The following is a 12005-nucleotide window of genomic DNA, read 5'->3' as shown; positions in this document are numbered from 1 at the left end:
AAGTTTTGCCGGCTTGTCGTGTTTGTGATTATAACGTTCTCCGCGTGTGGATATTGTGCGCGTGATTACATTTTTAAGGGGCGCGTGTGATTTTCTTCCGGTATGTTGTTTTGTCAAAATTTTTTACCATTATTCGTCCTCAAGGCTCGCGTTTTTTCGTCCGCCGGTGTGTCCGGCCGCAAATTCGCGAGTTTTGAGAGGTTTGCGTAATCTGTTGATACATAACAGGTTGACTTTTCATACTGTTGTCATCGTGTTGCGATATGCACCGTTTGGGGTGCCGGAACGGGCTCTTTCGGCTCATGGTTTGGTCTGTATCATGCCCTGATATGGACTGTTTCGCAGTGTGAAAGAGCCTGTTCCGCGCAGCCGTCGGTTCGCCGCCAGGTTGCGGCTGCGTTTTTTCGAGGCCGGAAAATTGCGGAACGGGCTTTTTCGGACGCCTTTGCGCTCACAGAATGGACGGCGGAGCCGCAGGTGTTTTGTAAATATTTTTTAATGTCCTGACGTTTTATTTTGACTTTCGGGCTAATTACCTTAACTTTGCATTCATAAACGACAATAATTAAAAAATATACAATATGGCTAATTTGAAGAAAGACTTCGCATCGAAACTTCTGAATGTGAAGGCAATAAAGTTGCAGCCCAACGACCCGTTCACATGGGCATCAGGCTGGAAATCACCGTTCTATTGCGATAACCGCAAGACTCTGTCTTATCCCGAACTGCGCAATTTCGTGAAGCTCGAGCTGGTGCACACCATCCTCGAACACTTCCCGCAGGCTGAGGCTGTGGCCGGTGTGGCAACGGGAGCGATAGCTCAGGGCGCGCTGGTTGCCGACGAACTGAACAAGCCGTTCGTATATGTTCGCAGCAAGGCAAAGGACCACGGCATGGGCAACCTCATCGAGGGCGAGCTGGAAAAAGGCGCCAAGGTTGTTGTGGTTGAGGACCTTATCTCCACCGGCGGCAGCAGTCTGAAGGCCGTTGCGGCACTGCGCGAGGCAGGCTACGAGGTTGTCGGCATGGTGGCTTCATACACATACGGATTCCCTGTTGCCGCTGAGGCGTTCGCTGAGGCCGGTGTGCAGCTGGAGACTCTGACCGACTACGACTACGTTGTGGCTGAGGCTGTAGCAACAGGCTACATTGCCGAGAGCGACGTGGAGGTGCTGGCTGAGTGGCGCAAGAACCCGTCTGAGTGGCGCAAGTAATAACGGCAGGGGCGGGTGTGGCCTGCCCTAACTTTAAAACATATATATCATGTCGATGACAACATTCGAAAGCAGCATACGCCAGATACAGTTTCCGCAGCAGAAGGTGTATGACATGCTCAGCAATCTCGAGAACATCGAGAGAGTGAAGAACCGCATACCGGAGGACAAGATAAAGGATCTGACCTTCGACAACGACTCCATATCCATCAGTGTGCCGCCGGCAGGCAGTGTGAAACTGCGTATAGTCGATCGCGACGAGCCGAAGTGCATCAAGTTCGAGACGGAGTCGAGCCCTGTGCCTTTCAACCTGTGGATTCAGATTCTGCCCGTCACGGAGACGTCGAGCAAGATGAAACTCACCATCAAGGCCGAACTCAATCCGTTCATAAAGGGCATGGTGCAGAAACCGCTGCAGCAGGGCATCGAGAAGATAGCCGACGTGTTGCAGGCTATAAACTACGAGTAACAAACCGCTTCGGCGCACGGCCGGAGAAAGAAAACTGACAGATGGCTACAAAACTTTGGGAAAAGAATTTTGAGGTGAACCGCGAGATAGAGCGCTTCACCGTTGGACGTGACCGCGAACTCGATCTGTATCTGGCACGCTACGACGTGCTCGGATCGATGGCTCACATCACCATGCTCCAGTCGATAGGACTCATGGAGAAGGACGAGCTGGACGCTCTGCTCGCCGAACTAAAACTGATATACCGCGACTGTGTGGAAGGCAGGTTCGAGATAGAGGAGGGCGTGGAGGACGTTCACTCGCAGGTGGAGCTGATGCTCACGCGCCGTCTGGGCGACATGGGCAAGAAGATACACAGCGGACGGTCGCGCAACGACCAGGTGCTCGTGGATCTGAAACTCTTCATCCGCCACGAACTGCGCGAGGTGGCCGACGAGGTGATGACGCTCTTCGGCGAGCTTCTGGAGAAGAGCGAGCAGTGTAAGGACGTGCTCATGCCCGGTTACACCCATCTGCAGATAGCCATGCCCAGTTCGTTCGGGCTGTGGTTCGGCGCCTATGCCGAGTCGTTGGCCGACGACATGCTCTTTCTTCAGGCCGCCTACCGCATGGCAAACCGCAATCCGCTCGGCTCTGCCGCGGGCTACGGTTCGTCGTTCCCGCTCGACAGAAGCATGACAACGCGTCTGCTCGGATTCGAGTCGATGGACTATAATGTGGTTTACGCGCAGATGGGACGCGGCAAGACCGAGCGCAACGTGGCGTTCGCCATGGCCTCGGTGGCAGGCACGCTGGCCAAGATGGCGTTCGATGCGTGCATGTTTAACTGCCAGAACTTCGGCTTCGTCAAGCTGCCGAAGGAGTGTACTACAGGCAGTTCCATCATGCCGCATAAGAAGAATCCCGACGTGTTCGAGCTCATACGTGCCAAGTGCAACAAGCTGCAGGGATTGCCGGCACAGATCACTCTCATCATGAACAACCTGCCTGTGGGCTACTTCCGCGACCTTCAGATCATAAAAGAGGTGTTCCTTCCGGCATTCGACGAGCTGAAGGATTGCCTGCGCATGGCCGCATACATCATCAATAAGATGGAGGTGAACCGCTCGATACTCGACAATCCGATGTACGACCCGATGTTCTCCGTAGAGGAGGTGAACCGTCTCGCCGCAGCCGGAATGCCTTTCCGCGACGCTTACCGCAAGGTGGGCATGGAGATAGAGGAGGGCACCTACAAGGCCGACCACAACATCCACCATACGCATGAGGGCAGCATGGGCAATCTGTGCAACGACCGCATAGCCGGGTTTATGAAGGGCGTGTACGACGGTTTCGGCTTCAGCCGTGCCGAGGAGGCCGAAAAAGAACTGCTGAAATGAGAAAAAGACTGTTTGCAACTGCATGCGCCGTGGTCATGGCATTGATGATGCCGTCGTGCGGCGACACCATGTCGGAATACAGCACCTATCCGTGCCGCTTTGTGTTCAACACCGCCACGCACGGCCATTCGGCCGCGCTCAACAGCGCAGTGGGCGGCACCGGCATTTTCTGTAAGGTGACAACCGTGATAAAAGGCGGCGCGCAGTATTACAGATTTTCCACAAACCAGAACATGACCGACGACGTAATATTCACCGCCGAAGACGAACGCACCACCGTGCTCCTCGGTATGAACAACGCCATCTGGTTCGGTTACGGCAATCTGGACGTACCGCCTGTGTTCTATGCCTACGACGCCGAGTGTCCCAACTGTTTCAATCCGGACATGGTGCCGGTGAGAAGTCATCCGCTGAGTGTGGCGTCCACGGGCATCGCCACATGTTCTACATGTCATCGCGAATACAACATGAACACCGGCGGAAACATAGTGAAGGGCGACAAGGGCGACCCTCTCACCCGATATCATGCCTCCTACACTCCGACAGGAGTGGTGGCAGTGACCAACTGACGGAGGATTCGCACACACCTTACCATAAGAAAAACATACCGTTCAGACATATTCTTCAACCGCATGGACACGACATGTCTCATTCCGGGCACTTGCTCGGAGGGGACGGGTTGTGACTGTGAGGTCGTTTTCCTATCTTTGCACCACATAAAATACAGTTTTTTAAATAGAGAAGTGTGTCGATTTCTGCAACCGCTATGGTCAGTACTGTTTACGTCTGACGCGGTTGTGGATTTCATCAATCATTACGGGAAGGCATAAAGATTTAGTTATGAACAGATATTTTATTCAATTATTGTTGCTTGCGTTGTGTATGGCGGCGCCGGCGCAGAACCTTAAAGACCTCGAAAAGGCCCATAAGGACAAGATGAAGGAGCTGAAGAAGTCGCTCGGCCTGAAACGTGTGGAGATAAGACAGGACGGGGACGGGACTTACTATATGCTTCTCACGTCGAAGGATAAACTTATAGGCCGTGCCGATATGAACGGAAAGGTGATTCTGCCTGCTGTCTATTACGGTATAAACAAAGGCACAGTGCTCGATGGTATGGAGGTTTTCACTATTAATAAAGGTTATGGCAGAATAGGCATTGCCGACCTTTCGGGCAAGATAATCGTTCCGGCAGAATACTCTGACTTTATTTTCTGTCCTGCGATAGAGGAGGGGAAAAGCTGGGTTTACGATAATCAGGAGACGAGGACCGGCGACTCCGTGGCGGTGTATCACGAGGCAGCGCCGGCCGTTATTTATGCAAAGGGAAACATAAGCCGTATATATTCAACGACAGGCGAGGTGTTGCGAGACAGCATAATGACGGATAAGTGTGCGTATATTCCGGGATTTTTCTTTATTGGATCAGAAGATATAAATGTTAGTGATGATATTGTAGATAAAAATATATCTGCATATTTTTATGGAAAATCAGGTGTTCTTACTCAATCAGGACGACTGATAATCCCACAAGAAAATCTTTTTTCTGTATGTATATATACTACATCTTTTTACAATGATTCATTTATAAAGAAATACGGAAAAGAACGTAATTGGTGTATATATGAAGTAAAAAGTGATAACATATTAAGGAAGGGCGGTTTCATTATTGGATTTGAGAATCAAGGCATACCGCCGAAATTCGATTATGTAAGCTATACAGAGTTTAATGATACGTGGAAAGTACGCAAAACGAGTCTGGGAGATTTTATTACTTATACACCTGATGTCGCAAGTGAAGATGTATATCGTGACAAAGGCGAGGAATATTATGAGAAACAGGAATACGACAAAGTAATATCGTTCTATGCCCATGAAGGAGTGGAGAAGCCTTGGGCGAAGTTTTTCACGGCGATGGCTTTGCATGATAAGGCGCAGAAACAACTTCTTAATATGAATACTATCTCATATATAATAGAAGAAAAACCTGAAAATGAATTCCTTATTAAGGATATCTCGTTCGATATAGATCTTGCAACAAAACAGTTTGAGACATCGGCAAATTTATTCAATTCTTATATGCAGGGAGGGGATACCACTTATGCAAAGAAGGCAGAATTTTATCTCAGTTATACAAATATTTATCTTGACAGTATTCCAAAATGCGTCGCACGTTACGAAGCTGCGATGAAGGTTTATCAGCAGCGTCAGGCAGCGCTGGCTGCCGAACTGCAACGTCAACAGGAGTTGCAACGTCAGCAGAACGCGGCTTTCTGGGGCGGTATTCTCTCTGCATTCATTCAGGGCGCGGCCAATGCTGTTACGGGAGGAGGTGGTTCCGGTTCCTCAGGAAAAGCTACCGCGACTTACAGCGGAGGTACAGCGGTGAGCACATCGTCGTCTTCCGGTTCATCATCAAGAAAAGCTTCGCAGATAGCTGAATGGGAGGCAAGGCGGCGGGACGCCGAGAGTCAGCTCGCAAAATACAAAGCGCAACAGATAAAGGATCCAGACTCTGCTTATCTGAAGAGTGTTATACAAAGTACGGAGAACAGAATACGGACTTGTGACGAGCAGATTAATTCTTTGCGCTCGCAGTAGAATCGTTCAATAGGAATTATTCTTATATATAATAAAAGAGGTGTAATGTCTGTGACAGACGGCATGTGCTGAAGTGTGTATAACGGCATGTCGTCTGTCGTTTTTATGTCTGTTGCAATGCCATATTGTAAATTTTATGGCATCATGAAGTATTAAATTGTGTAAATTGTTTTGGATGTTATGATTTAATACCTTAACTTTGCAACCGCAATGTGTTTTTAGGCCATAAGCGGCGGTGTACGTACGAGAAACCGGTATGTATGCCGCGATAATCCGTAAAAGGAATGACCGATATTGCAAAAATGATGCCGCAATGGTGGAATTGGTAGACACGAGGGACTTAAAATCCCTTGGCCAGAAATGGCTGTGCGGGTTCGAGTCCCGCTCGCGGCACTTATTCTAAAAACTTTTATTATGCAGAAAAAACTTATTTATACCCTTTCAGCATGCTCCGTACTTGTATTCGCGTCATGCTCAAAGATGGGACCGCTGTCAGCTGACAACTTTACAGTGACACCGAATCCGCTTGAATCACAGGCAGGTGAGGTTCCGGCAACTATAAGCGGTATGTTCCCGGAGAAGTACATGAAGAAAAAGGCAACCGTAACTGTAACTCCTGAGTTGCGCTACGCTAACGGTCAGGTGGCCAAAGGTGAGAGTGCTACATTCCAGGGAGAGAAGGTTATGGGCAACAACCAGACTATATCATATCGTCTTGGCGGCCGTTACACAATGAAGACCAGCTTCGATTATGTACCGGAAATGCAGCAGAGCGAGTTGTATCTCACTTTCGATGCACGCAAAGGCAAGAAGAAGTATGATGTTCCGGCAGTGAAAGTAGCTACTGGTGTCATCTCTACTTCTGAACTGTACAAAAAGACCATCCTTACCGATGGCGGTTGCATAGCTCCTGATTCATTCCAGCGCGTAAGAGCACAGAAGCAGGAAGCTAACATCAAGTTCCTCATCAACCAGGCTAACCTGCGCAAGAGCGAGCTGAAGAACAACTCAGTAACTGAGTTCGTTAAGATGTTGAAGAAGATCAACGACGACCGCGAAGGTCTCAACATACAGAACGTTGAAGTACAGGCTTACGCTTCACCGGAAGGTGGTGTTAAGTTCAACGACAAGCTGGCTTCTAAGCGTCAGGACGTTTCTGAGAAGTATGTAAAAGAGCAGCTTAAGAAAACCAACGTAAGCACAGGTGTTGATGCTCATTATACTGCACAGGACTGGGAAGGTTTCCAGAAGCTCGTTCAAGCTTCAGATCTTCAGGACAAGGAAGTTGTTCTGCGCGTTCTGTCAATGTATAAGGACCCGGAGGAGCGTGAACAGCAGATCCGCAACATGTCAGCTGTATTCCGTGAGTTGGCTGACGGCATCCTGCCTGAACTCCGTCGTGCACGTCTTATCATCAACTATGAGACAATCGGCCGCAGCGACGAGCAGATACAGCAGCAGTATGCTGAGGATCCTTCAAAGCTGAGCGCTGACGAACTGCTCTACGCAGCAACTCTCGTAGAAGACAATGCTAAGAAAGAGGAAATCTACAAGAAGACAGCTGAACTCTATGACCGCGACTATCGCGCATACAACAACCTGGCTTCTCTGAGCCTGGCTAAAGGTGACAAGGAAACTGCTGCTTCTTATGTAGAGAAAGCTCTGCGCATCGATAACAACGCTGCTGAGGCTTATGCAAACCGCGGTCTTATCAACCTGATCAACGGTAACGTTGCTGAGGCTGAGACAGACATCGCAAAGGCTGCCGGCTCTGAGAATGTTTCTTACGCTCTCGGTGTGCTTAACATCGCTAAGGGCAACTACGCTCAGGCTGAGAAAGACTTCGGCGACGTGAATACAAACAGCGCTGCTCTGGCACAGATCCTTAACAAGAACTACGCTGCAGCTGCCGCTACACTCGACAAAGTGCCTGCTCAGAACGGAATGACAGCCTATCTGCACGCAATCGTTGCTGCACGTCAGGCTAACAAGTTCGCCACTTCTTCTTATCTGAAAGAGGCTCTTCAGAAAGATCCTTCGTTGAAAGCATACGCTGACAACGACTTGGAACTCTCTATACTGAAGTAAATGAGAAAACTCATATATTTCTTTCTGCTCACCCTGGTTTTGGTGTCGTGCTCGACCGACGATAAACATTTCAAGATCGACGGTCGTCTGCTCCACCTCAACCAGGGTGAGTTTTATGTTTACAGTCCTGACGGCGACAATGGCAAACTCGACACCATAAAGGTTGAGGCGGGCCGTTTCACTTACGAAATACCGTGCCGTCGTCCGATGACTCTTATGATTATATTCCCCAATTTCACCGAACAGCCGGTGTTTGCAGAGCCGGGCAAGGCGGTGGAAATAAAGGGAAGCGCGTCCAATCTGAAGGAAATGGAAGTGAAAGGAACGGACGACAATAAGCTGATGAACGCCTTCCGCGAGCAGGTGGCGTCAGCATCGCCGCCCGAAGCGAGGAAATATGCGCATCAGTTCGTTCTCGATCATCCCGAGTCGATGGTCGGTTCATATCTTGTAAGACGCTATTTCATCCAGTCGCAGAATCCCGATCTTGTCATGGCCGACAGCCTTATCAATCTTATGATAAAGCATCAGCCCAAGTACGGATATCTCCGTCAGCTCCAGCAGCAGATAAAAGGACGCGGCAATTCCAAGACAGGTATATCCGTGCCGGCATTCTCCGCCCAGACCATTGACGGCAAGTCTCTTACTGCCGCCAGCCTTTCAGCCACACCGACAGCCGTAGTATGTGTGTGGGCTTCGTGGAATTATGAGAGCATAAACATGCTCCGCCAGCTGATGCTTCTCAAAAAGAACGAGGGGGCCGACTTCACTTTGATGGGTATCTCGGTGGATGCGTCCATTGATGACTGCCGCCGTGCGGTGAAGAACAACATGCTCGAACTCGACGTAGTGTGCGATGGTGAGATGGTGAACGGACGGCTTTTCAAATCGCTCGCATTCAGTTATGTGCCAGACAATATTGTGGTGAAGAACGGACGCGTGGTTGCGCGCAACCTCACCATGGAACAGTTGAAGGAACAGCTGAAGACCGGAAAGACACAGTAAATCCTATTCTGATGCTCGTAAAGACTTATTGCGCAGCCGTGAACGGCCTTGAGGTGACAACCGTCACCATCGAGGTGAACCTCAACCGCGGAGTGATGTATCACTTCACCGGCCTTGGCGACACGGCCGTACGCGAAGGACGAGACCGCATTGCGTCCGCCCTTCAGTATAACGGATACAAGTTTCCGCATGCCGATATCACCGTCAATATGGCGCCGGCCGATCTGCGCAAGGAAGGCAGCAGCTTCGATCTGCCTCTCGCCATAGCTATTCTTGCTGCGGCGGGAAGCATTGTTTCCGATGAGCTCGACCGTTATATGATGGTAGGTGAGTTGAGTCTTGACGGCAATCTGCAGCCCGCCAAGGGAGTGTTGCCCATCGCAATACGTGCCCGTGCCGAGAAGTTCAAGGGTCTGATAGTTCCGAAACAGAACGTGCGCGAGGCCGCAGTGGTGAACAATCTTGAGGTTTACGGCATGGAGAACATACGCGACGTCATAGCCTTTCTCACCGGAAAGGAACATCCCGAACCCACCGTCATCGACACACGCCGCGAATTTTACGAACAGCAATACAAGTTTGACCTCGATTTTGCCGACGTACGCGGACAGGAAAACGTGAAGCGTGCCCTCGAGGTAGCGGCCGCAGGAGGCCACAACATGATTATGGTAGGCCCGCCGGGAAGCGGCAAGTCCATGATGGCCAAGCGTCTGCCGTCCATCCTTCCGCCGCTCTCGCTCAGCGAAAGTCTTGAGACTACGCAGATACACAGCGTGGCAGGAAAGCTCGGACGCGGCACTTCGCTCATATCGCAGCGCCCGTTCCGCGCACCGCATCACACCATATCAGAGGTGGCACTTGTAGGCGGAGGCGTCAATCCGCAGCCCGGAGAGATATCTCTTGCGCACAATGGCGTGCTCTTTGCCGACGAACTTCCCGAGTTCAACAAATCCACTCTCGAAGTGCTCCGACAGCCTCTGGAGGATCACAAGATAACCATTTCGCGCGCCAAGTATACCATAGAATTTCCATGCTCGTTCATGTTCGTCGCCTCGATGAACCCTTGTCCGTGCGGTTACTATGGCGATCCGACCCATCACTGCGTGTGCACGCCGGGACAGATACAGCGATACATGAGCAAGATATCCGGTCCGCTGCTCGACCGCATCGACATTCAGACCGAAATAACGCCCGTGCCTTTCAAGGACATATCGAAGGCAGCGCAGGGCGAACCGAGCTCCGCCATACGCGAACGTGTCATCGCTGCCCGTCAGATACAGGAAGAACGGTTTCGCCCTTACAAGGGAGTGCACTGCAATGCACAGATGTCCGAGCGCATGATACACCGTTTCGCCGAGCCCGACGCCGAAGGAATTGCCCTTCTGCGTACAGCCATGGAGCGGTTGAGTCTGTCGGCACGCGCATACAACCGTATATTGAAAGTGGCGCGCACCGTGGCCGACCTTGCCGGCAGTGAGAAAGTGAAGCCCGAACATCTGGCCGAAGCCATATCATACCGTAACCTCGATCGCGGCGACTGGGCGGAGAGACGACTCCACTGAGCGCTACCGTTTCTCCTGACACATACGCAGAAACATCTGCCGTGAAGCTGCATACGTGCCTGTGATACGGCGTCTCACGTCAACCCATACATTCTTATTATTTACACGTTATGGACATCCTACGCATCGATTCTCCATCACACAGCCTTTACGGAATATTCGCCCTGCTATACGCCGACAGCTTTCCTCTGCACGAACAGCGCACCGAAGACCAGCAGCAGGAGGCATTCTCTGACGACCGCTACCGTCTGTATGCTTTCATGGAGGACGGCCGTTTCGTTGGCTTCATATCATGCTGGCTGTTCGGTGACTATGTGTACGTGGAGCATTTTGCTGTCGTGAAGAACGAGAGAGGGCGGGGAACAGGCAGCCGCATAATGAAGATGTTCCAGCAGAAAGCGGCACGCACCGTGATACTCGAGATTGATCCGGTGTGTGACGAGCTGACCACACGACGCATGAATTTCTACATCCGCTGCGGGTTCTGCCTTAACTCCCACGCACATGTCCATCCTCCTTACCGTCGCGGATACGCCGGCCACAGTCTTACGCTGATGACATGGCCGCACGCCATAGACTCCGCCACTTACGCCGTCTTTGCCGATGACCTCCGCCGTGTGGTGATGCGGTCGGCTGCCGACGCTAATAATGTAAAGCAAGACACAGAAGCATAATGAGAAAATTCAATGATATAGACGTCATAGCATTCGATGCTGACGACACGCTTTGGGACTGCCAGTCGCACTTTGCCGAAGTGGAGCGCCGCTATTGCGACATACTTTCGCCATACGCCGACGCGACGACGGTGTCCGACGAACTGTTTTCCGTTGAGACTGCCAACATGTCCTTGCTTGGATATGGCGGCAAGGCGTTCACCATTTCGCTTGTAGAGAACGCCCTGCGGCTCAGCGGCTACCGCATTGCGGCGGCCGATGTGGCACGCATTGTGGACCTGGGCAAGTCGCTGCTGCGCCTTCCTGCCACTCCGCTGCCGGGCGTACGCGAAGCTCTCGAAGCCCTCGGCAGCCATCGCCTCGTTGTTTTCACCAAGGGCGAACTGCTCGACCAGCACGCCAAACTCGAGCGTTCGGGCCTGTCGCAGTATTTCTCTCACGTTGAGGTAGTGAACGACAAGAACAAGTCGGCCTGCCTTTCGCTCTGCCGCACACTGCGTGTCGAACCGCGTCATCTGCTCATGGTGGGCAACTCTTTCAAGAGCGATATAGCGCCGATGTTGTCGGTCGGTGCCTCGGCGGTGTACGTGCCGTTCCATGTTACGTGGAAATACGAACACACAGACGAATTTCCTCACGACCGCCTCGAGCAGATATCAAGCATCTCTGAATTGCCCGGCCTGCTCTGACGGAGGATGTACGGTTAACGGTGTGTCCGCAGGATGATGCGCCGTTAGCGCTGTATGCCGTCGCCGAAGCATCACACGCAGTCTGTCCGTACATGGTGTCGGACGGCAGACAGCGTTTCTGCAAGGATGTAAATGAGCAGGAAATATCTGTCGTTTACGGGAAATATGGAACACTATTTCACTTCCGTATTCTGCATAATTATGCAGAAAAGACGTTCGAAAACAATTCATCCTAAAATCTGAATCTGGAAAAAGAAACAGCAGAACAAACCGTTTTGCAACTGTGTTTCTTTATGTTTTGTCCGTTTCTGGAACTATAGCGGA

10 protein-coding genes and 1 tRNA gene are annotated in these 12005 nt (G+C 51.2%); all 11 read left to right on the top strand.

Translation table 11 applies throughout. The features are described from left to right. Positions 1-581: 581 nt before the first annotated feature. The 11 genes from pyrE (at position 582) to WKT13_RS00260 (ending at position 11681) form a co-directional block, all read left to right on the top strand. Positions 582-1214, top strand: a complete 633-nt coding sequence (gene pyrE / locus WKT13_RS00310; RefSeq protein WP_340322380.1) for an orotate phosphoribosyltransferase — start codon at positions 582-584, stop codon at positions 1212-1214. Between the two features lie 55 nt (positions 1215-1269). Next, positions 1270-1683, top strand: coding sequence for an SRPBCC family protein (locus WKT13_RS00305; RefSeq protein ID WP_298620492.1), 414 nt, complete (start codon positions 1270-1272; stop codon positions 1681-1683). A 41-nt stretch (positions 1684-1724) separates the two neighbouring features. Then, positions 1725-3062: an argininosuccinate lyase gene (argH, locus tag WKT13_RS00300; RefSeq protein WP_340322379.1), complete on the top strand. Its 1338-nt coding sequence runs from the start codon at positions 1725-1727 to the stop codon at positions 3060-3062. After that, positions 3059-3631, top strand: coding sequence for a hypothetical protein (locus tag WKT13_RS00295; protein ID WP_298620312.1), 573 nt, complete (start codon positions 3059-3061; stop codon positions 3629-3631). The genes argH and WKT13_RS00295 overlap by 4 nt, the downstream gene beginning before the upstream one ends. A 271-nt stretch (positions 3632-3902) precedes the next feature. Continuing rightward, entirely contained in the window at positions 3903-5663 is a 1761-nt protein-coding gene (locus WKT13_RS00290; protein ID WP_340322378.1) for a hypothetical protein, read from the top strand. Positions 5664-5970: 307 nt separating this feature from the next. Then, a tRNA-Leu gene (locus WKT13_RS00285) sits at positions 5971-6056 on the top strand. A gap of 21 nt (positions 6057-6077) precedes the next feature. Then, entirely contained in the window at positions 6078-7751 is a 1674-nt protein-coding gene (locus tag WKT13_RS00280) for a tetratricopeptide repeat protein (RefSeq protein WP_298620314.1), read from the top strand. After that, positions 7752-8756, top strand: coding sequence for a DUF4369 domain-containing protein (locus WKT13_RS00275; RefSeq protein WP_340322377.1), 1005 nt, complete (start codon positions 7752-7754; stop codon positions 8754-8756). 11 nt (positions 8757-8767) lie between these two features. Further along, on the top strand, positions 8768-10318 hold the full coding sequence (locus WKT13_RS00270) for a YifB family Mg chelatase-like AAA ATPase (RefSeq protein WP_298620317.1): 1551 nt from the start codon (positions 8768-8770) through the stop codon (positions 10316-10318). Positions 10319-10428: 110 nt separating this feature from the next. Continuing rightward, positions 10429-10992 (top strand): GNAT family N-acetyltransferase, encoded by a 564-nt coding sequence (locus tag WKT13_RS00265; protein ID WP_340322376.1) that lies wholly within the window; start codon positions 10429-10431, stop codon positions 10990-10992. Beyond that, the gene (locus tag WKT13_RS00260) at positions 10992-11681 is read left to right on the top strand and encodes an HAD family hydrolase (protein WP_340322375.1); all 690 of its coding nucleotides are present in this window, start codon (positions 10992-10994) and stop codon (positions 11679-11681) included. The genes WKT13_RS00265 and WKT13_RS00260 overlap by 1 nt, the downstream gene beginning before the upstream one ends. Positions 11682-12005 lie beyond the last annotated feature (324 nt).

Origin of the sequence: Prevotella sp. HCN-7019, from assembly GCF_037890215.1 — a bacterium.
GTDB lineage: Bacteria > Bacteroidota > Bacteroidia > Bacteroidales > Bacteroidaceae > Prevotella.
The sequence above is the reverse complement of the archived record's forward strand: the minus strand, read 5'-3'. Positions and strand labels throughout refer to the sequence as shown.

What these genes read in the sequence shown, in the direction of transcription:
- pyrE (WP_340322380.1), top strand. Translation starts at nt 582, where the DNA reads ATGGCTAATTTGAAGAAAGACTTCGCATCGAAACTTCTGAATGTGAAG.
- WKT13_RS00305 (WP_298620492.1), top strand. Translation starts at nt 1,270, where the DNA reads ATGACAACATTCGAAAGCAGCATACGCCAGATACAGTTTCCGCAGCAG.
- argH (WP_340322379.1), top strand. Translation starts at nt 1,725, where the DNA reads ATGGCTACAAAACTTTGGGAAAAGAATTTTGAGGTGAACCGCGAGATA.
- WKT13_RS00295 (WP_298620312.1), top strand. Translation starts at nt 3,059, where the DNA reads ATGAGAAAAAGACTGTTTGCAACTGCATGCGCCGTGGTCATGGCATTG.
- WKT13_RS00290 (WP_340322378.1), top strand. Translation starts at nt 3,903, where the DNA reads ATGAACAGATATTTTATTCAATTATTGTTGCTTGCGTTGTGTATGGCG.
- WKT13_RS00280 (WP_298620314.1), top strand. Translation starts at nt 6,078, where the DNA reads ATGCAGAAAAAACTTATTTATACCCTTTCAGCATGCTCCGTACTTGTA.
- WKT13_RS00275 (WP_340322377.1), top strand. Translation starts at nt 7,752, where the DNA reads ATGAGAAAACTCATATATTTCTTTCTGCTCACCCTGGTTTTGGTGTCG.
- WKT13_RS00270 (WP_298620317.1), top strand. Translation starts at nt 8,768, where the DNA reads ATGCTCGTAAAGACTTATTGCGCAGCCGTGAACGGCCTTGAGGTGACA.
- WKT13_RS00265 (WP_340322376.1), top strand. Translation starts at nt 10,429, where the DNA reads ATGGACATCCTACGCATCGATTCTCCATCACACAGCCTTTACGGAATA.
- WKT13_RS00260 (WP_340322375.1), top strand. Translation starts at nt 10,992, where the DNA reads ATGAGAAAATTCAATGATATAGACGTCATAGCATTCGATGCTGACGAC.